The following is a 20,152-nucleotide window of genomic DNA, read 5'->3' on the forward strand; positions in this document are numbered from 1 at the left end:
TTATTAGATGGTATGTAGATTTCCTAAAATAAGTATGTTTCTATTTCCATAAAAATATGCTGTAATATGAAGAGGAAAAAGTATAAGTAGTTAGAGAAGTGAGGAATTAAAGGTGAAGAAGTTTAAGAAGTTTTACTTGGAGATTACGAGTGTATGTAATCTTGCGTGTAGCTTTTGTCCGCCGACGGAAAGGCAGAAGCAATTCATTTCTGTGGAGGATTTTGCTAAAAGATTAGACCAAATTAAACCTCACACAGACTACATTTATTTGCACGTGAAGGGTGAGCCGTTGCTCCACCCGAAAATAGATCAACTATTAGACTTAAGTCATGAAAAAGGGTTTAAAGTTAATATTACAACGAACGGAACGTTAATTAATAAGAGAAGACATAGGCTGTTAAATAAACCTGCGTTAAGACAAATGAATTTTTCACTGCATAGTTTTGATGGACATCCAGGTTCGCAAGATAAAGAGGGCTATGTAAGGAGTATACTTTCCTTCATTAGGGAAGCGACAAGTCAATCAGATTTAATTGTATCGTTAAGGTTATGGAATTTAACTCAGGATAATAAAACAAATGCTGAAATCCAGAAAAATAGAGAGTTATTATCTATAATTGAAAATGAATTTGATCTATCTTATCAAATTGAAGAGAAGCTTACACCAGGAAAAGGTATAAAAATTGCAGAACGTGTCTTTATTAATCAAGACTATGAATTCCAGTGGCCAGCATTACATGAAGAAGAGGATGATGGGAAAGGATTCTGTCATGGACTTCGTAATCAAGCGGGTATTTTAGCGAATGGAACAGTTATTCCTTGTTGTTTAGATGGTGAAGGGATTATTAACCTTGGGAATATTAATAATGATTCATTTTCTAACATTATCGAAGGTGAAAGAGCAACAAACATTGTCGATGGATTTTCGAAAAGAGTTGCGGTTGAAGAACTTTGCAGGAAATGTGGATATCGCAAACGGTTTGGGAAGTAAATATGAAATAAGCCCTCATAAAGCGAGGGCTTATTTTTTATACTTGATAAGAATGCTCTAATTTATCAAGTAATGAACCAACGTAAGAAACAGCTTTACGGATTGCATCTGGTTTTGACATATCTACTCCGGCATGTTTCATTGTACCACCAGCGATCAATAGCAGGTTGTCCTTCCTCTTTAATCATTTGAGCTACTGCAGTAGATGCAGTGTGTGCTGCCTTTTTTGTAGTATTTCTAGTAACGATTTAAGGAAAGGTTCAAGTTTTGTTTCTTCAGTTAAATATTTTTCAATTGTTCCTTCGCCGAATATGAGGATTTCATTATGAATAAAGGATAGTGCAGTATGTACTTTCGTCCATAAAGCAGAAATTTTGGAAGAGTTCGCTTGAATACTTGGATTTGTACGATCAGTAGATTCTTTTAAATTTGCATATGAGTACAGTTTTGTTAACGTCATTAAAAGCTCTTCTTCTAAAAGTAGGCAATTTAATAAAGTGTGGGAGCTAGTATGTAAATGCCCTTTAAATGAATCAAGTTTCTGTATATCATTTTCCAATGCGTTTAATGCAGTATGCCATTCGGCATCAGAATTATACAAATCGGATAAATTCCATGTTAGTTCAGCAGGTACCTCTGCGCGATTAAGACGATTTTCTATTACATTTTTCAAGTCGTATATCCTCCTTATTAAGACTATCTAAAAATATAATGATAGAAAATTCGGTTGAATTAAAATATTTTTCATTTTTATATACAAAAAAGAAGGACAAGCATGAAAATGCTTGTCCTTCGAGTTAATTTAAGAATTAATATACTTTGTCACCATTGAAAATCGAGTTTTTCACGACAACATAATCTACAGTACGAATAGCATCTAATTTTGTTCCACCAGCGTAAGAGATAGAAGATTGAAGATCTTGTTCCATTTCGATTAACGTATCTTCTAAAGAACCTTTATGCTCAACGAACATTTTCTTACCTTCAACGTTTTTCTTCTCACCCTTTTGGAATTCAGAAGCAGAACCGAAGTATTCTTTATAAAGTTTTCCATCTCTTTCAATTGTTTCTCCCGGAGACTCTTCGTGACCAGCGAATAGAGAACCGATCATGACCATAGTTGCCCCAAAGCGAATAGATTTAGCTACGTCGCCGTGTGTACGAATACCACCATCAGCGATAATTGGCTTACTTGCAGCTTTTGCACACCAGCGAAGTGCAGCTAGCTGCCAACCACCAGTTCCGAAGCCTGTTTTAATTTTAGTAATACAAACTTTACCAGGTCCAATACCAACTTTTGTTGCATCGGCACCAGCATTTTCTAATTCTCTTACCGCTTCTGGAGTTCCAACGTTTCCAGCGATAACGAAGCTCTCTGGTAAATGTTTTTTAATATGTTGAATCATGTTGATCACAGCATTAGAATGACCGTGTGCGATATCAATCGTGATATATTCAGGTGTAAGTTGCTCAGCAGCTAATTGTTGTACGAATTCATATTCGTCCTCTTTTACACCAACGCTGATAGAAGCGATTAACCCACGTGATTGCATATCTCTAATGAATGAGATTCGTTTCTCTGGTTGGAAACGATGCATGATATAAAAGTAGTTGTTCTCAGCTAAATAAGTTGCAATTCTTTCATCAATAATCGTTTGCATATTTGCAGGCACGACAGGTAATTTAAATTTATGTTTTCCTAAAGTGACAGTTGTATCACATTCAGAGCGGCTATTTACAATACATTTTGCAGGAATTAATTGAATATCTTCATAGTCGAATACGTTTTCCATCATTTACACCCCTAAAATACGAATATTTTATTTTTATTAATTAAAAATGTTCGTCCATAGGATAATTTACATTATTTTTATTAAGAAGTCAAAGGATTTCTTAACATTTTTTGAAAAAGTAGATTTTATATCTGGAAAACAACGTTAAAAACGAATTTAAAACGTTTTTTCGTTTGTATTGTTCGTTTATGAAAAAAGTTGAAAAATTAAGATAATTATACAAGGTTGTATGTATTCTTTTTATTTTTTTGAGTGGATATAGGATACTATGAAAAGGTTAATGCTAACAATACGAGCAAAAGATGTTATCAAGTAGTTGAACAATATATGAAATGAAAAGGTTTATTTCTATATAAAAAGATGAATCTGGCATGATTCACCTTTTATGTGAGGTTTCAAGTATAATAAGTAGGGTGATAGTAACGTATACAAAAGATAAAAAAGAAAATAATACAGAATAAAATGAGGTTAATATATGGGTAAAAAAAGTTTTTCTAATTATAAATTAAGTAAGGAAATTGTAAGGGCACTTACTGGGTTAGGATATGATCATCCAACAGAAGTACAAGGAGAGGTTATTCCAGTTGCATTACAAAAGAAGGATCTTGTTGTGAAGTCCCAGACTGGAAGTGGAAAAACCGCTTCATTTGGTATTCCACTTTGTGAAATGGTGGAGTGGGAAGAGAATAAACCACAAGCATTAGTTTTAGCACCAACGAGAGAGCTTGCAGTACAGGTAAAAGAAGATATTACAAATATAGGTCGATTCAAAAGGATTAAGGCTGCGGCAGTTTATGGGAAATCTCCATTTGCACGTCAAAAATTAGAATTAAAGCAAAAGACACATATTGTAGTTGGGACTCCTGGTCGTGTGTTGGATCATATTGAGAAGGGTACCCTTTCTTTAGAGTGCTTGAAGTATTTAGTTATTGATGAAGCAGATGAGATGCTAAATATGGGCTTTATCGATCAAGTAGAGGCAATTATTGATGAATTACCTACAAAAAGAATGACAATGTTATTTTCAGCAACACTTCCAGAAGATGTTGAGAAATTGTCTCGTACATATATGAATTCACCAACTCATATTGAAATTAAAGCAGCTGGGATTACGACGGATAAAATTGAACATACTCTTTTTGAGGTGATAGAAGATGAGAAGCTTTCACTACTTAAAGATGTAACAACGATTGAGAATCCTGATAGCTGTATTATTTTCTGTCGTACACAAGAAAATGTAGATCATGTATATAGACAATTAAAACGAGCTAACTATCCTTGTGACAAAATACATGGTGGTATGGTACAAGAAGATCGTTTTGAAGTCATGGATGATTTTAGAAAAGGAAAATTCCGTTATTTAGTAGCAACAGATGTAGCTGCGAGAGGAATAGATATTGATAATATTACACATGTTATTAATTATGATATTCCACTTGAAAAAGAAAGCTATGTACATCGTACCGGAAGAACGGGACGAGCTGGAAATAGTGGAAAAGCTATTACATTTATAACACCATATGAAAATAGATTTTTAGAAGAGATTGAGGAGTATATTGGATTTGAAATTCCAAAGGCGATTGGACCCTCAAAAGAAGAAGTTATGAAAGAGAAAGCTGCATTTGAAGAAAAGATACATGCTAAACCAATTATAAAGAAAGATAAAAATGCAGACATCAACAAAGGCATTATGAAGCTGTACTTTAATGGCGGGAAGAAAAAGAAAATTAGGGCGATAGATTTCGTCGGTACAATTGCTAAAATTAAAGGTGTTACAGCAGAAGATATAGGTATTATTACGATACAAGATAACGTTTCTTACGTTGAAATATTAAATGGAAAAGGACCACTTGTCTTGAAAGTCATGAAGACTACAACGATTAAAGGGAAACAACTAAAAGTTCATGAAGCAATTAAGTAAATAAAAAACTATCCACTTTAATAGGTGGATAGTTTTTTATTTATGATTCTTTTAAATTATCCACTAGTTGCTCCGCTAAACGTCTATACATATTACTTATAGTCACGAAGGATGTTAGTAGTAGAAATTTTTCTAGCTTTGTATCTTCTAAGGAAGAAATCTCATTTACTTCTGTAACACGGTTATTTACGTCTTGTTTAAAGCTTTCGACATTGCTTTCAGTAAGAGCAAGATAATTTTTGTATAACGTATTTAATTCGAATGAATCATCATTTAATAAGGAGTCATTTATAGTTTCTAATGAACTTTTTATGTCGTTAATGGAGAGAGCTCCCTTTAATTGATAAATTAGGCTAATTAAAATCATATGTTCTTTTGAATACTTTTTATTTTTGATAGGGATGAATAGTTTCCCTTTTGCGTAATTATTAATCATCGTTTTTGTTAATACTTTTTCATCATCAGTTCTCGTTGTATCTGCATAAGTATTCTCAAATAGTTGGACAACTTGATCTACATATAAGTCAACATTTGGAATATCCTCAAGTTTAATATTTTTTTCTAAATGCAATGTCTCAAGTAATTCATTTATATTTTCCACGTAGAATCCCTCACTTTTATAACTTAGCGGAACTTAATGTCTAATTAATATATCTTTAAATATGGTATTACGAAACAAATGAATTGTAAATGTTGACCTTAAAAAGAAATGTGTATATAATTACATGTAGTTATCAAAACTACATGTAATTATATGAGGGGTGTTATTATGAATGCTTATGTAAGGGAACCAGTTAATGCATTTACTCACTTAGGTGGAGCGATATTATCATTTATTGCCTTATTAGCTATGCTTGTGAAAGTTTCTATCAAGATGCCATCATTTGCTGCAATTACAGCTGTTATTTTATTTGGTATTGGAATGATGGTCCTTTATACGGCGTCAGCTGTATATCATAGTGTTGTGGCCAATGAGCGTGTTATTTACTTCTTTAGGAAGTTAGATCATTCTATGATTTTTATATTAATTGCAGGTACATATGCACCCTTTTGCTTAATTACATTAAATTCAGCAAGTGGTTTACTATTATTTTGTTTAGTCTATGCAACTGCGATTTGTGGCATTGTATTTAAAATGTTTTGGTTTAATTGTCCAAGATGGTTATCGACAGCAATTTATATTACGATGGGTTGGTTAATTGTTTTATTTTTTGCACCGTTAGCTGAGAATTTAAGTACAGGAGGCATTATTTTCTTAGTACTTGGGGGCATTTTTTATACAATTGGTGGATTTATTTATGGAACAAAGTCAAAATGGTTAGAGTTTAAATATATGGGGCATCATGAAATTTTTCATGTTTTTGTATTATTAGGTAGTCTTGCGCATTTTCTAAGTGTATATTGTTACGTAATTTAATAAAAAAACGCCACATAATTTTTATTATGTGGCGTTTTTTTATTACCTGATTAGAATCGTATATGTTATAAAATTATTATGGGATAAAATGTAAGTTTCTGTGTTCGCATGTTAAACATAGGATAAGAAATATGTGATATACTTTGAGAAGTTTATAATGAATGAAATATGGAGGACTATAATTATGGCAATACTTGTAACAGGTGGAGCAGGATATATTGGTAGTCATACATGTGTAGAATTACTAAATAGCGGTTACGAAGTTATAGTAGTGGATAATCTTTCGAATAGCTCGGTAGAATCTATAAATCGAGTGAAAGAAATAACAGGAAAACAATTTAAGTTTTATAAAGAAGATGTTTTAAATCGCGAAGCGCTTGACGCAATTTTTGAAGAAAATGCAATTGAAGCAGTTATTCACTTTGCAGGATTTAAAGCTGTAGGGGAGTCAGTAGCGATTCCATTAACATATTATCATAACAACATTACAAGCACGTTAGTGCTATGTGAAGTAATGCAGAAACATAATGTAAAGAAGATGATCTTTAGTTCATCTGCAACTGTATATGGTATCCCAGAAACGTCACCGATTACGGAGGAGTTTCCATTAAGTGCAACAAATCCATATGGTCAAACGAAATTAATGATTGAGCAAATTATGCGTGATGTAGCATTTGCAGATGCAGAATGGAGTATCGCATTACTTCGCTATTTCAATCCATTTGGTGCACACGAAAGTGGGCGTATCGGAGAAGATCCAAATGGAATCCCAAATAACTTAATGCCATATGTAACGCAAGTAGCAGTAGGTAAGTTAAAAGAATTAAGCGTATTCGGAAATGACTATCCAACGAAAGATGGAACAGGAGTCCGTGATTACATCCATGTTGTGGACTTAGCAAATGGTCATGTAAAGGCGCTTGAGAAAGTACTGAGTACAACAGGAGTAGATGCTTATAACCTGGGCACAGGCATGGGCTATAGTGTACTAGAGATGGTTGAAACGTTTGAAAAAGTTTCGGGCAAGAAAGTTCCTTATAAAATTACAGAGCGTCGCCCAGGTGATGTGGCAGTATGTTTTGCTGATGCATCGAAAGCAAAGCGTGAATTAGGCTGGGAGGCAACACGCGGATTAGAAGAAATGTGTGCAGATTCTTGGAAATGGCAATCAAATAATAAAAATGGCTATTTAGAAGTTTAATGATGAATATAAAAAAATGACCTTTGCATAAAAGCAAGAGGTCATTTTTTATTAAGTTTATTAGCGAACCTAGAAAAGAACGTTCGCTGTTTTAAATGATATGATTTTACAATATCGTATGCTAGAAGGTAGTAGAATGAGATAGAGGAATGTATTATTTTATTAATTTTTTATAGAAATTGAAAGCGTATTATTGAAAAGTATTCCAACACTTGTATCATTGCTAGAGTCCGTTTATAATCAAGGAATCCTAGTTCATGTTTTAATAGGATTAGTTATTATTGAAAGCGTTTTAAGTTCGCTCCTTTTCGAGGTAGGAGGTCTGACTTATTTGGATGAAAAATTATGTATGTAGTTTTAAATGGGAAGAAAAATAATATAAGTATCACTTTATAGTGTGGGGAGGTTAAAAGTGTGAAAGGTAAAGATTTTCACACGAATATATATGGGTTATGTAGGATTATTACTTTCAGGGGCAGCTTTATTTTTAAATAGTCTTGTTATATTAGGGAAAGCAGAGATGAAAAGTGCGGGTGTTTTTAATTTATTTGTGGGTGCACTACAAATTATTATTCCGTTTTATTTGATCATGATTTCTGACCAAAGCAATTGGACAGTGTATTCATATGCGGCTACTTTCTTATTTGGATTAACTTATTTATATGTAGGTGTTACTTTTATAAAAGGAATGGATAGTAGTGGTCTAGGATGGTTTTGTATTTGGGTAGCAATTATAGCCTTATTCTATATGGTTGTTTCATTTGTTCAATTCCATGATGTTGTTAATGCGTTAACGTGGTTTATGTGGGCATTACTTTGGTATTTATTCTTTGTATTAAATACACAAAAGAAGAACATTAATCAATATCTTGGAAGGATTGCCTTCGTACAATCATGGGTAACATTGACTTTACCTTCACTCTTTTATTTTATGGGAGTGTGGGGAGAGGGATTTGTATATGAACTATGGGTTTATGTATCAGTAATTTCTATTTTGTACTTCTGTTATTGTATTTATAAATATCGAGTACGTTAATATATTATCTGCATAAAGGCATGGAATCGTTAAACTGATTTCATGCTTTTTTATATATTAGCGTTTTATAATAAAAGAGGTGGTATCTTATAAATCATGAAAATGGGGATGATGAAATTGAAGAAAGTGTTGGTGCTAGGAGGAACAAGATTTTTTGGTAAACATTTAGTAGAGTACCTTTTGCAAGCTGGACACGATGTAACAATTGCCACGAGGGGAATTACCGAAGATTCTTTTGGTAATGCAGTAAAAAGAATAATTGTCGATAGAGAAGATGGAAAGCTACTAGAAGAGCGTCTAGAAGGAAAAAGTTATGATATTGTATACGATAATTTATGCTATAGCTCGAATGCAGCAAAGATAGTATGTGAAGTGTTACGAGGGAAAACGAAGAAATACGTTATGACATCTTCAATGGCTGTCTATGAACCTGCATTAAGCTTGTTAGAAGAGGACTTTAATCCAAATGAATATGCAATTACATATGGAGATAGGAATGATTTTAATTATAGTGAAGGAAAGAGATTAGCCGAAGCGGTTTTATTTCAATATGCAACATTCCCAGTCGTTGCAGTACGTTTTCCAGTTGTTATTGGAGAAAATGATTATACGAAAAGGTTACAATTTTACGTTGAATGTATCGTGAACCAAAAACCTATCGCTATGGATCATGTAGATGGAACTTTGTCATTTATACATGAAAAAGAAGCGGGAGAGTTTCTAGCTTGGTGCGGAATGGAAAATGTGAGAGGACCAATTAACGCATGTAGTAATGGTGTAGTTTCTACGGAAGAAATTATTCATTTTATAGAAGAGAGGACGGGAATAAAAGCACTCATTCAGGAAGGTGGGGAAAATATAGCTCCTTATAATGAGGTAACTAACTGTACGTTACATAATGGAAAGGCTCGTGAATTTGGATTTTTGTTCCGAGAGCTGAAACTAGAAATAAAAAATATTTTAAAACATTATATAAATACAATGAAGTAATCATAAATCCCCCGGTGGCAATCCGGGGGATTCTGGAGGATTTCGACAATACTGATTTTACATTACCAAATTTACCTTATACGTACGACTAATGTTTTTGTGATTGAATTGCTTGTAAATACTTCTCGTTTACTTGGTCCCAGTTTACTGTATGCCACCAGTTGGTAACAAACTCTGGGCGCCTATTTTGATACTTTAAATAATAAGCATGTTCCCATACATCAATTACGAGTAAGGGGATTTTCCCTTCTTGCAAAGGTGTATCTTGATTTGGTGTACTCATAACAGAGAGTTCCTCACCGTCAAGAACAAGCCATCCATAGCCACTTCCAAAACGACTAATAGCTGCTTTGGAAAGTTGATCTTTTAAGTTGTCAAAGGTATTGAAATAATAATCAATTACTTTTGCAACGTCTCCATTAGGCTCACCGCCACCTCGTGGGCTCATCACTTCCCAAAAAAGACTATGACAATAGTGACCACCACCGTTATTTCGTACAGCTGTAACAATTTCCTTCGGTAAAGCATCTAAATTACATAGCAATTCTTCTAAAGATTTATTATGTAATTCAGTATAATTTTCTAAAGTAGCATTTAAATTGTTTACGTATGTCGCATGGTGCTTTCCATGATGAATGGAAAGTGTATTGCTATCAATATGTGGCTCTAGTTCATCATAGTCATATGAAAGCTTTGGCAATTGAAATGAAGACATAACATTACCTCCTTTCGATTTAAAAAGTTGGTCTAGGTAAAAATACTTTACCTGAGTCAAAAATACACCCATTTTCCATATAAGTCAATAGTAAGTCTATTAATTTTCTGAAAAATATTACAATAAAAGTAACACTCTCACTTTCATTTGTGACTCCTATCCTTTTTGCTTATACTGTAAAGTAGCAGGGTTTTGTTGAAATAGAAGGAGATTGTTTATGAGTAAAACGAAACAATTAATAGAGGAAGCAAGTAATTTTATTACGACTTGTTATAAGGAGCTTCATAAAGAACAATTGATAGAAGAACGTATAAAAGAAATTCAAATTGAGATAGAGCAGACAGGGACATATGAGCATACATTTGAAGAACTTGTTCATGGTTCACGAATGGCATGGCGTAACAGTAATAGATGTATTGGAAGACTATTTTGGAGTAAGATGCACATATTAGATGCGCGCGAAGTAAATGATGAAGAGGGTGTATATAATGCATTAATTCATCATATTAAATATGCAACGAACGACGGGAAAGTTAAACCAACCATTACGATTTTTAAGCAATATCAAGGTGAGGAAAATAATATAAGAATTTATAATCACCAATTGATTCGATATGCAGGATATAAAACAGAGACGGGAGTGATTGGTGACTCTCATTCCGCTACATTTACAGACTTTTGTCAGGAGCTTGGTTGGCAAGGGGAAGGTACGAATTTCGATGTATTGCCACTTGTGTTCTCTATAAACGGGAAGGCGCCTACATATAAAGAAATTCCGAGAGAAGAAGTAAAAGAAGTGCCAATTGAACACCCAGAATACCCTATTTCATCACTTGGAGTAAAATGGTATGGGGTTCCAATGATCTCAGATATGCGCTTAGAAATTGGCGGTATTTCTTATACAGCCGCTCCGTTCAATGGATGGTATATGGGAACAGAAATTGGGGCGCGCAACTTAGCAGATCATGATCGTTATAATTTACTTCCAGCTGTTGCGGAAATGATGGATTTAGATACATCGAGAAATGGTACGTTATGGAAAGATAAGGCGTTAATTGAGTTGAATATTGCTGTACTACACTCCTTTAAAAAACATGGAGTTAGTATTGTTGATCACCATACCGCTGCACAACAATTTCAGCAATTTGAGAAGCAAGAAGCTGCTTGTGGTCGTGTTGTAACAGGTAATTGGGTATGGCTTATTCCACCATTATCTCCAGCTACCACCCACATTTATCATAAACCGTATCCGAAAGAAATTTTGAAGCCAAATTTCTTTCATAAATAATATTTAGTGTAGGTTTTTTCTGTGAAATATAATTTTTTTAAATTACTGTTATGTAGCAAATGGAAGCCTTTACTCTCGGTTATTTTTGGAAGAGGCTTTTTGAACCAAGGAGTTCCTTATGTTATAATCAAATTTCTGTTTCGAAGACCTTATAGAAATATAAGGTCTTTTGTTTTACTTTTTTTGTAAGAGGAAGAGATTTTTTCTTTTTAATAAGGGATTTGGCATATTTTTAGGGACAACATAAGTATGTGGGAAGTCGATAAAATGTTATGCATATATAATTATTGTGTTTTGGTTTTAAACAATAAAACATAATAAAGTTGTTTTTTTAGATTGCTGAGGAAGGAGGAAGTGTAAATGAGGATGAAGAGTCGAAAAACTGATTGGCCTGTATTTATTATTAGTGGTGGTTCACTTTTATTATTTGTAATTGCAGTTTTTTTGAACAAGGATTATGTAGAGAGTGCGATTAATAAAAGTTTCGCTTTTTCAATTAAATATTTCGGTGCCTTCTGGCAAGTTTTATTATTAGGTACATTTATTGTTGCGATGTGTATGGCGTTCTCCAAATATGGGAGAGTTAAGCTTGGAGGATTAGAAAAACCTGAGATTAGTACGGCAAAATGGCTTGCTATTATTATGTCTACATTACTTGCCGGAGGTGGCGTTTTTTGGGCAGCAGCAGAGCCAATGTATCATTTGATGACGGTGCCACCAATACATGATGGTATATCTGCTGGAACGAAAGAAGCAGTCATGCCTGCTTTAGCACAAAGTTATATGCATTGGGGATTTTTAGCATGGACGATTTTAGGTACAATTAGTGCGGTAGTTATGATGTATGGACATTATCATAAAGATATGCCGCTAAAACCTCGAACGCTTTTATATCCTATTTTTGGGGAAAAATTAAGAAAGAGCCTGCTTGGAACGATAATTGATGCAGCTGCAATTATTGCAGTAGCTGCAGGTACAATTGGCCCAATTGGATTTTTAGGTTTACAAGCAAGTTATGGATTACAAGAATTATTTGGAATTTCTGATGTGTTTACTACTCAATTAGCAATTATTGTTTGTGTGGTGGCCGTGTCTACCATATCGGCAGTAACAGGTATTGATAAAGGGATTCAAATTATAAGTAATTTAAATGTTAGATTAGCAATTGTATTAATGGCATTCATATTACTATTTGGGCCAGGTGGATTTATTATTGATTCGTTTGTTTCTTCGTTTGGATTTTATGTAAATGAGTTTATACCGATGAGCACATACCGTGGTGATACAAGTTGGTTAGGATCTTGGACAATCTTTTTCTGGGGATGGTTTATTGGATACGGACCAATGATGGCAATTTTAGTGAGTCGAATTTCAAGAGGGAGAACGATTCGAGAAATCATCGTTGCAATTGGAATTATCGCACCTATTATTACAACGTTTTGGTTTACTATATTAGGTGGATCAGGCGTGTTTTATGAGTTGATGAATCCTGGGTCTATCTCGGACGCATTAAGTGAATCTGGTATGCCGGCAGCTATGATTGCAATTACAGGGCAATTGCCACTTTCTAATATTATTGGACCAGCATTTCTTTTATTAACAATTTTATTTGTAGTGACAACAGGAGATTCAATGGCTTATTCCATTTCAATGGCAGTGACTGGAGACGGAGATCCTAGAATTAGTTTGCGAATTTTTTGGTCGCTTATTATGGGGGCAGTTGCAGCAATTCTTTTATATATGGGTGAAGGAAGTATTAATGCTCTACAATCGTTTATCGTAGTAACGGCAGTTCCGGTATCAATTTTATTATTCCCAATGCTATGGTTAGCACCTAAAGTTGCGGGAGAATTAGCATTAAAACAAGGTATTGTAAAAGAAGAAGATAAAACTGCATTCTTATTTCAGAAGGCTAGTAAATCAAAATAAATAAACACGTAAAAGAGGAAGCATCTTAAATGAGATGCTTCCTCTTTTACGTTTAATCTAATACTTTCCCCTTTGTTTCTGGTACACATAGTAGCATTGTAATTAACCCGATTGGGTAGATGATAAAAATCAAGGACAATGCTCCAAGTAGGTTGCCACCTGTAGCAAGTAAGCCAATAATAACAGGTCCAAATCCAGCTAATCCACGTCCTGTACCGAAAATAAAGTTTTCTGCGGTAGAGCGAGCCTCAGCAGGATAGTTCTCAGCTAAAATTGCTCCAAATCCTCCCATCATTCCATTTGCAAAGAATCCAAGCAATGCACTTCCCCATAATAATAATGTTGAATCTGTGAATAAGAAGAAGTAAATGAGACAGTATACTGTACCACCAATATAATAGATTGCAAAAGTTTTACGACGACCAATTTTATCAGCCAGAATACCAAAGATTGCAATTCCAATTAGCATACCGATGGTAGAAATGAACATCCAGCCACTTGCTTTTGCTAATGTATAGTTATATTTATTTGCTAAAATAGTGGGCATCCATGTGAAGATTCCGTAATATCCGAAGTTCTGGATAAACGACATAATAATAAGACCGATTGTTGTAATTGTTACTTTTTTATTGGCAAATAACTTTCGAAGTGGGAATTTTTTTATATGTTTTAGTTGTTCTGCTTCAGTAGTTGTTAATTTACCTGCAGCTTCTTTTTGCAATAGTTCCTTTTTGTAGCGTTGTTTTTGCTCCCATATTTTCGGTTCACTTAAACTTTTGCGGACATAGACAGCTAGTAAAGCTGGAATTAATCCAAATAAGAAAACGGCTCTCCATCCAAAGTGCGGGACAATAAATGCTGGAAGGATTGAAGCAACCAATACACCAAATTGCCATCCAAGTGCAACAACAGATGTCGCTTTAGCACGCATTTCTTTAGACCATGTTTCTGTTACGATGGCCATTCCGATTCCGAATTCACCACCAACTCCCATTCCAACTAAAAAGCGCAGAATTAATAATTGCCAGTAGTCTGTTGCGAAATAAATGAGTGCGGTTGCTAGTGAAAACAGTAAGATTGTGAAGGCCATTGTACGAATACGGCCAAATAAATCAGCAATAAATCCAAATAAATAAGAACCAATTAACATCCCTATTGTGGTAGCTAATGTTAAGTTTCCACCTTCAACAGGACTTAAGTGAAACTCTTTTAAAATATAGACAAGTACGAAAGATAATAGCAACATATCTAAACCTTCTGCTGCATATCCTAGCGCAGAACCAAATAATGTTTTATATCTTTTCGCTTTCGTCTCCTCTGTTGTTTGTTGTACATCAGTAGTGACGTTCATTATTACTCCTCCTTATTTTCTACAGTCGCTATGGAAGAATAACAAAAGGCCTTCTCACCTGATATGATGAGAAGGCCAAAAAAGCATACGTATCCCCAAAAAAGAACATACGTATATTGTATTCCGACTTCCTTCTCAACCTCACGGGGTTGGGTTAAAGGACTGTATTATATTACTTTATTTTTAGCACTCTTCTATTGTATTGTCAAATAAAGAGAAAGTTATTATGTGTAAAATATTTCAAAAAACATTTCGTTCTTCTTGACGCCGACTTCATTATTTTCCCATAATAAAACTAACTAAATAAAAAGGAATGAATCAAAGATGCTAAATTTAGTACTCATGATGATTGAACGAGTCGGACTTATAGTTATTTTAGGATTTTTACTCTCTCATATTAAAACTTTCAGACGCCTCCTTCATAAACAGGATGGCTATGTAGATAAGCTTAAGCTTATTTGTATTTTTTCGGTATTTACAATTGTAAGCAATTACACTGGGATTGAAATAGCAGGAAATACGATTATGAATGAAAACTGGTTACAAGGTGTTTCTTCGTCAAGCACAATTGCGAATACGCGTATTATGGGTGTTGGTATTAGCGGCTTACTTGGTGGCCCTATTGTAGGGGTTGGAGTAGGATTTTTTGCTGGTATTCATCGTTATATGCTTGGTGGTACGACAGCGTTAAGCTGCGCAATCTCTTCTATTTTAGCTGGGATTATAACTGGTTATATCGGATATATTTTCAAAAAATATAATCGTACAATTACTCCTAAGTTTTCAGCAGTTTTAAGTATTTTTATCGTATCTTTAGAAATGCTTATGATTTTATTAATTATAGAGGATGGAATTAGCGTTGTGAAAACAATAGCGATACCGATGATTCTTGTAAATAGTTTTGGCAGTTTTATTTTACTTTCTATGATACAAGCTATTTTGCGTCAGGAGGAGAATGCAAAAGCGCTTCAGACTCATAAAGTATTGCGTATTGCTGATAAAACGTTACCGTATTTTCGGCAAGGCTTAACAGAAGAATCGTGTAAGCATGTGGCACAAATTATTCACCGCTTTACAGGAACGGATGCGGTATCTTTAACAGATACAGAGAAAATATTAGCGCACGTTGGATTAGCATCAGATCATCATATTCCTTCACATAGTTTAATAACTGGTTTGTCGAAAGAAGTTTTAAATACAGGGAAAATAATGAAAGCAAAATCACGTGAGGTCATTAATTGTCAACATGAAGGATGCCCTTTGCAAGCGGCGATTGTTATTCCACTAACTTCGCATGGAAATACGATAGGGACATTAAAACTGTATTTCAAAAATCCTAACCAGTTAAGTCGTGTGGAAGAGGAATTAGCAGAAGGGTTAGCAAAAATATTCTCTACACAACTTGAATTAGGGGAAGCTGAGTTGCAAAGTAAATTACTTCAAGATGCGGAGATAAAAGCATTACAAGCGCAAATTAACCCGCACTTTTTATTCAATGCGATTAATACAGTATCAGCTTTATGCCGAACAGATGTAGAAAAAGCAAGGAAGTTATTATTACAGCTCAGCGTGTATTTCCGTTGTAATTTGCAAGGAGCACGTCAGTTATTGATTCCGCTAGAACAAGAATTAAACCATGTACAGGCATACTTATCACTAGAACAAGCACGGTTCCCAAATAAGTATGAGGTAAAGATGTATATTGAGGATGAGCTAAAGACAATTTTAGTACCACCATTTGTTCTTCAACTATTGGTTGAAAATGCATTGCGACACGCTTTTCCGAAGAAGCAACCAGTATGCGAAGTGGAAGTGCATGTTTTTGAAAAAGAGGGTATGGTTCACTTTGAAGTAAAAGATAATGGACAGGGAATTGAGGAAGAACGTTTAGAACAATTAGGAAAGATGGTAGTTTCGTCAAAGAAAGGGACTGGAACAGCTTTATATAATATTAACGAACGTCTTATTGGTTTATTTGGGAAAGAAACGATGCTTCATATCGAAAGTGAATTAAATAAAGGGACGGAGATTACCTTTATTATTCCAAAAAAAGTAGGGGAGGAAGAACCGGGTGTTAAAAGTATTAGTAGTTGACGATGAAATGTTAGCACGTGATGAACTAAAGTATCTATTAGAGAGGACGAAAGAAGTTGAGATAGTTGGTGAGGCTGATTGTGTGGAAGACGCATTAGAAGAACTAATGCAAAGTAGACCAGATATTGTGTTTTTAGATATTCAATTATCCGATGATAACGGATTTGAAATCGCGAATATATTAAAGAAGATGAAAAATCCACCTGCAATTGTATTTGCTACGGCCTATGATCAATATGCGTTGCAAGCATTTGAAGTAGATGCGTTAGACTACATTTTAAAACCATTTGATGAAGAGCGTATTGTGCAGACATTAAAGAAGTATAAAAAACAAAAACAAGCGCAAACAGAAACGAAGCACGAAATAAAGGGGACAGATGTAACAGCAGAGATGCATAAATTAGCATTACCAATTGAAGAATCAATCGTACTTGTGAATATTGAAGATATTATATATGTAGGGCTTGTAGATGGGAAAGTAACAGTAAAAACAATGAGGGAAACGTATGTAACACATGATACACTTGTAATTTTAGAGAAGAAGTTACCACAAGCAAGCTTCATGCGTGTACACCGTAGTTTTATTGCGAATATTAATCATATTACTGAAATTCAGCCATGGTTCAATTCTACTTATAATTTAATTATGAAAGAAGGATCGAAAGTACCTGTTAGCCGTACATATGCAAAAGAACTCAAGAAGCTGCTTCGTATTTAAGAAGCAGCTTTTGTATTTCATCCTTTTATATTTGTAACTGATTCTGTATATTTGACGTTCTGTTATGTAAACGCTTACTTATTCGTTTACATCCTATACAATAAAGGTACCAAATCGAAAGAGGTGGCCAAAATGAGTACGAAAAAAGTATATAGTTTCTTATCACAAGCATTCATATTCTCAGCTATTATGTTAATTTCTAATATTATTGCAACACATTTACCAATTCCAATGCCTTCATCGGTAATCGGGTTAGTTATTTTATTTAGTCTATTATGTTTAAAAGTTATTAAATTGGAGCAAGTTGAATCACTTGGAACAGCTTTAACAGGTATTATTGGATTCTTATTCGTCCCATCAGGTATTTCAGTTATTAATTCTCTTGGTGTAATGGGGCAGTACTTTGTACAAATTTTAACTGTAATTGTTGTCGCAACAGTTATTTTACTCGCTGTAACAGGATTATTTGCACAATTCATTTTAGGAAAAGATGAGAAAGAAACAGAAGATACAAAAGAATTGAAAGTAGTAAATAAAGGACGCAAGCACGGAAAGGTTGCGTAACCACTACATTTATATATTGTTAGGAGGTAATAAACATGGCAAGCACAATGACTCCATATTTCGGAATCGTCGTTTCATTAATCGCATACGGGATCGGAACATTATTATTCAAGCATTCAAAAGGATTCTTTTTATTTACACCATTATTCGTAGCGATGGTATTAGGGATTGTCTTTCTAAAGGTAGGTAACTTTACTTTTGAAGAATATAATACTGGCGGAAAAATGATTAGTTTCTTCTTAGAACCAGCAACAATTGCATTCGCTATCCCACTATATAAACAAGTAGATAAGTTAAAAAAATATTGGTGGCAAATCTTATCGGCTATCGTGGTTGGATCTATTTGCTCAGTAATTGTCGTGTTTATTGTTGCAAAAGCAATCGGTTTAGATACAGCAGTAATGAATTCAATGTTACCACAAGCAGCAACAACAGCAATTGCGTTACCAATTTCAGAAAGTATTGGTGGTATTCCAGCAATTACATCTTTTGCAGTTATTTTTAACGCAGTTATCGTATACGCATTAGGGGCATTATTCTTAAAAACATTTAGAGTGAAACATCCGATTGCAAAAGGTTTAGCACTTGGAACAGCGGGCCATGCATTAGGAGTTGCAGTAGGAATTGAAATGGGTGAGGTAGAGGCAGCGATGGCAAGTATTGCTGTAACGGTAGTTGGGGTTGTAACAGTAGTTGTCATCCCAATGTTTATGCCATTCATTGGATAGTAAAACTGACTTAAAAAATAAGAAAAGCAAGCTATTTGTAGGACAGATTTCTACTGATAGCTTGCTTTTTATGTTACAGTAGTGGTAAGACCTATTTAAAAAAATGGAAGTTTCCTTAAATCTTCATTAATACTATGTAGAATACGTTTTGAATTAGGGCATTGTATTGTAAAATAAGAAGTAAGCTACTTATATACCTGTTAAGGTAGGCATATAATGAGTTTATAAAAATCTTAATATGAATGAATAATTAAAAGTAGAAAAGAGAGAGAAATCTACTTATTAACGTTTTAGTTTATAGGACAGGAGAGAGTATTCGTCGATTATGCAAATAAAAAACCTGTTTCAAAGCAAAGGATTTCAGAGGTTACTCGTATTAGTAATACTTGCTCTCGTGTTATACGGGCTGCAAAGTATGTTGAATTTAATATTAATTACGTTTATTCTCACGTATTTAATGGATCGATTCCAAAAGTTTATTTCCCGCAAATTAGATCATTTCATGCCTATTAATCGAAAAATTATTATAGCATTTCTATATGTAATGTTAATTGGTGGAATTGCTATTACGTTATTTAAATATTTACCAGTATTGACGATACAAATTTCACAACTGATTTACCAATTCAATGTATTTTTAAGAAACCCACCAGATAGTGAACTAATTAAGTATGCAGTTAATGCTGTCAATCATATGGAGCTTTCTAAATATGTAGGACAAGGCGTAGACATTTTGTATAAATCGATTACAAATGTTGGTAAATTCGGCCTTCAAGTTTTACTTTCTTTAATTTTGAGTTTGTTTTTCTTACTAGAAAAATCTCGTATTTTTGGTTTTACTGCAAAGTTTAAAGAAAGCAGGCTTGCAATTTTCTATACTGAAATTGAGTACTTCGGAAAGAAATTTGCACGTTCATTTGGAAAGGTAATCGAAGCACAATTTTTAATTGCTGTTGTTAACTGTGTTCTTTCAGTTATCGCATTATGGATATTAGGATTCCCGCAATTATTGGGTTTAGCGTTAATGATTTTCTTGCTTGGCTTAATTCCAGTAGCGGGGGTTATCATTTCGTTATTCCCACTTTGTATGATTGCTTACAATATTGGCGGTATTATGTACGTTGTTTATATTTTAGTTATCGTAACAGTGATTCATGCGCTTGAAAGTTACGTATTAAATCCGAAGTTTATGTCGCAAAAAACAAATTTACCGATTTTCTATACTTTTATGGTATTAATTTTCTCAGAGCACTTTTTAGGTGTATGGGGATTAATTATCGGTATTCCAATCTTCATTTTCTTACTAGATGTTTTAGACGTAACAAGTGATGAAATTGAGAAGGATGTTGGAACAAAATAAAGTGAAGTGAAGAAAAAGCATCGATGTTCGATGCTTTTTCTTTTATAACATTATGT

The 20,152-nt window shown here is 34.0% G+C and carries 18 protein-coding genes and 1 pseudogene; 13 read left to right on the forward strand and 6 right to left on the reverse strand.

Annotation, left to right across the window (positions count from 1 at the left end; translation table 11 throughout):
* The first annotated feature begins 112 nt into the window (after positions 1-112).
* A complete protein-coding gene (locus tag MR143_RS23015) occupies positions 113-991 on the forward strand; it encodes a radical SAM/SPASM domain-containing protein (protein ID WP_000713633.1) in 879 nt (292 codons plus the stop codon).
* 37 nt (positions 992-1,028) lie between these two features.
* Here the strand turns inward: MR143_RS23015 and MR143_RS23020 are convergent, their stop codons facing one another.
* The 3 genes and pseudogenes from MR143_RS23020 to guaC all read right to left on the reverse strand — a co-directional run bounded on the left by MR143_RS23020 (position 1,029) and on the right by guaC (position 2,784).
* Positions 1,029-1,133: an oligoendopeptidase F gene (locus MR143_RS23020; protein WP_230876865.1), complete on the reverse strand. Its 105-nt coding sequence runs from the start codon at positions 1,131-1,133 to the stop codon at positions 1,029-1,031.
* Between the two features lie 66 nt (positions 1,134-1,199).
* A pseudogene (locus MR143_RS23025) lies at positions 1,200-1,664 on the reverse strand (oligoendopeptidase F); the annotation flags it as partial.
* A 136-nt stretch (positions 1,665-1,800) separates the two neighbouring features.
* A complete protein-coding gene (gene guaC, locus MR143_RS23030; protein WP_000432447.1) occupies positions 1,801-2,784 on the reverse strand; it encodes a GMP reductase in 984 nt (327 codons plus the stop codon).
* Positions 2,785-3,259: 475 nt separating this feature from the next.
* Between guaC and MR143_RS23035 the strand changes: the two genes are divergently transcribed.
* The gene (locus MR143_RS23035; protein WP_000516872.1) at positions 3,260-4,705 is read left to right on the forward strand and encodes a DEAD/DEAH box helicase; all 1,446 of its coding nucleotides are present in this window, start codon (positions 3,260-3,262) and stop codon (positions 4,703-4,705) included.
* 40 nt (positions 4,706-4,745) lie between these two features.
* On the opposite strand, the gene MR143_RS23040 is transcribed toward MR143_RS23035, so the two are convergent.
* Positions 4,746-5,306, reverse strand: coding sequence for a DUF1836 domain-containing protein (locus tag MR143_RS23040; protein ID WP_242280995.1), 561 nt, complete (start codon positions 5,304-5,306; stop codon positions 4,746-4,748).
* Positions 5,307-5,474: 168 nt separating this feature from the next.
* On the opposite strand from MR143_RS23040, the gene trhA reads away from it, so the two are divergent.
* The 4 genes from trhA (at position 5,475) to MR143_RS23060 (ending at position 9,349) form a co-directional block, all read left to right on the forward strand.
* On the forward strand, positions 5,475-6,122 hold the full coding sequence (gene trhA / locus MR143_RS23045; protein WP_199718220.1) for a PAQR family membrane homeostasis protein TrhA: 648 nt from the start codon (positions 5,475-5,477) through the stop codon (positions 6,120-6,122).
* A gap of 184 nt (positions 6,123-6,306) precedes the next feature.
* On the forward strand, positions 6,307-7,323 hold the full coding sequence (galE, locus tag MR143_RS23050) for a UDP-glucose 4-epimerase GalE (protein WP_000996543.1): 1,017 nt from the start codon (positions 6,307-6,309) through the stop codon (positions 7,321-7,323).
* 445 nt (positions 7,324-7,768) lie between these two features.
* Positions 7,769-8,359 (forward strand): AmiS/UreI family transporter, encoded by a 591-nt coding sequence (locus MR143_RS23055; protein ID WP_000542569.1) that lies wholly within the window; start codon positions 7,769-7,771, stop codon positions 8,357-8,359.
* A gap of 96 nt (positions 8,360-8,455) precedes the next feature.
* Positions 8,456-9,349 (forward strand): NAD-dependent epimerase/dehydratase family protein, encoded by an 894-nt coding sequence (locus MR143_RS23060; RefSeq protein ID WP_199718102.1) that lies wholly within the window; start codon positions 8,456-8,458, stop codon positions 9,347-9,349.
* A gap of 88 nt (positions 9,350-9,437) precedes the next feature.
* Here MR143_RS23060 and sodA read toward each other — a convergent pair whose 3' ends face one another.
* Positions 9,438-10,064: a superoxide dismutase [Mn] gene (gene sodA, locus MR143_RS23065; protein WP_000094037.1), complete on the reverse strand. Its 627-nt coding sequence runs from the start codon at positions 10,062-10,064 to the stop codon at positions 9,438-9,440.
* A gap of 217 nt (positions 10,065-10,281) precedes the next feature.
* On the opposite strand from sodA, the gene MR143_RS23070 reads away from it, so the two are divergent.
* Both MR143_RS23070 and MR143_RS23075 read left to right on the forward strand, forming a co-directional pair.
* Positions 10,282-11,352 carry a nitric oxide synthase oxygenase gene (locus tag MR143_RS23070; protein ID WP_000047634.1) on the forward strand — a complete coding sequence of 357 codons (1,071 nt, stop codon included), beginning with the start codon at positions 10,282-10,284 and terminating at the stop codon, positions 11,350-11,352.
* A 360-nt stretch (positions 11,353-11,712) separates the two neighbouring features.
* Positions 11,713-13,281, forward strand: a complete 1,569-nt coding sequence (locus tag MR143_RS23075; RefSeq protein WP_001242442.1) for a BCCT family transporter — start codon at positions 11,713-11,715, stop codon at positions 13,279-13,281.
* A 52-nt stretch (positions 13,282-13,333) separates the two neighbouring features.
* Here the strand turns inward: MR143_RS23075 and MR143_RS23080 are convergent, their stop codons facing one another.
* Entirely contained in the window at positions 13,334-14,632 is a 1,299-nt protein-coding gene (locus MR143_RS23080; protein ID WP_001103415.1) for an MFS transporter, read from the reverse strand.
* Between the two features lie 324 nt (positions 14,633-14,956).
* Between MR143_RS23080 and lytS the strand changes: the two genes are divergently transcribed.
* The 5 genes from lytS (at position 14,957) to MR143_RS23105 (ending at position 20,096) form a co-directional block, all read left to right on the forward strand.
* Entirely contained in the window at positions 14,957-16,726 is a 1,770-nt protein-coding gene (gene lytS / locus MR143_RS23085) for a two-component system sensor histidine kinase LytS (RefSeq protein WP_000933584.1), read from the forward strand.
* Entirely contained in the window at positions 16,704-17,444 is a 741-nt protein-coding gene (locus MR143_RS23090) for a LytR/AlgR family response regulator transcription factor (protein ID WP_000921850.1), read from the forward strand. Before lytS ends, MR143_RS23090 begins: the two co-directional genes overlap by 23 nt.
* Before the next feature lie 132 nt (positions 17,445-17,576).
* Complete coding sequence (gene lrgA, locus MR143_RS23095) at positions 17,577-18,008, forward strand: antiholin-like murein hydrolase modulator LrgA (RefSeq protein WP_000104901.1); 432 nt, start codon at positions 17,577-17,579, stop codon at positions 18,006-18,008.
* 35 nt (positions 18,009-18,043) lie between these two features.
* A complete protein-coding gene (gene lrgB, locus MR143_RS23100; RefSeq protein WP_000168869.1) occupies positions 18,044-18,736 on the forward strand; it encodes an antiholin-like protein LrgB in 693 nt (230 codons plus the stop codon).
* A gap of 325 nt (positions 18,737-19,061) precedes the next feature.
* A complete protein-coding gene (locus MR143_RS23105; protein WP_001166007.1) occupies positions 19,062-20,096 on the forward strand; it encodes an AI-2E family transporter in 1,035 nt (344 codons plus the stop codon).
* Positions 20,097-20,152: the final 56 nt, after the last annotated feature.

This window comes from Bacillus cereus group sp. BfR-BA-01347 (assembly GCF_022663835.1).
Lineage (GTDB): Bacteria > Bacillota > Bacilli > Bacillales > Bacillaceae_G > Bacillus_A > Bacillus_A thuringiensis_K.

What these genes read in the sequence shown, in the direction of transcription:
- MR143_RS23020 (WP_230876865.1), bottom strand. Translation starts at nt 1,133, where the DNA reads ATGAAACATGCCGGAGTAGATATGTCAAAACCAGATGCAATCCGTAAA.
- guaC (WP_000432447.1), bottom strand. Translation starts at nt 2,784, where the DNA reads ATGGAAAACGTATTCGACTATGAAGATATTCAATTAATTCCTGCAAAA.
- MR143_RS23035 (WP_000516872.1), top strand. Translation starts at nt 3,260, where the DNA reads ATGGGTAAAAAAAGTTTTTCTAATTATAAATTAAGTAAGGAAATTGTA.
- trhA (WP_199718220.1), top strand. Translation starts at nt 5,475, where the DNA reads ATGAATGCTTATGTAAGGGAACCAGTTAATGCATTTACTCACTTAGGT.
- galE (WP_000996543.1), top strand. Translation starts at nt 6,307, where the DNA reads ATGGCAATACTTGTAACAGGTGGAGCAGGATATATTGGTAGTCATACA.
- MR143_RS23055 (WP_000542569.1), top strand. Translation starts at nt 7,769, where the DNA reads ATGGGTTATGTAGGATTATTACTTTCAGGGGCAGCTTTATTTTTAAAT.
- MR143_RS23060 (WP_199718102.1), top strand. Translation starts at nt 8,456, where the DNA reads ATGAAAATGGGGATGATGAAATTGAAGAAAGTGTTGGTGCTAGGAGGA.
- sodA (WP_000094037.1), bottom strand. Translation starts at nt 10,064, where the DNA reads ATGTCTTCATTTCAATTGCCAAAGCTTTCATATGACTATGATGAACTA.
- MR143_RS23070 (WP_000047634.1), top strand. Translation starts at nt 10,282, where the DNA reads ATGAGTAAAACGAAACAATTAATAGAGGAAGCAAGTAATTTTATTACG.
- MR143_RS23075 (WP_001242442.1), top strand. Translation starts at nt 11,713, where the DNA reads ATGAGGATGAAGAGTCGAAAAACTGATTGGCCTGTATTTATTATTAGT.
- MR143_RS23080 (WP_001103415.1), bottom strand. Translation starts at nt 14,632, where the DNA reads ATGAACGTCACTACTGATGTACAACAAACAACAGAGGAGACGAAAGCG.
- lytS (WP_000933584.1), top strand. Translation starts at nt 14,957, where the DNA reads ATGCTAAATTTAGTACTCATGATGATTGAACGAGTCGGACTTATAGTT.
- lrgA (WP_000104901.1), top strand. Translation starts at nt 17,577, where the DNA reads ATGAGTACGAAAAAAGTATATAGTTTCTTATCACAAGCATTCATATTC.
- lrgB (WP_000168869.1), top strand. Translation starts at nt 18,044, where the DNA reads ATGGCAAGCACAATGACTCCATATTTCGGAATCGTCGTTTCATTAATC.
- MR143_RS23105 (WP_001166007.1), top strand. Translation starts at nt 19,062, where the DNA reads ATGCAAATAAAAAACCTGTTTCAAAGCAAAGGATTTCAGAGGTTACTC.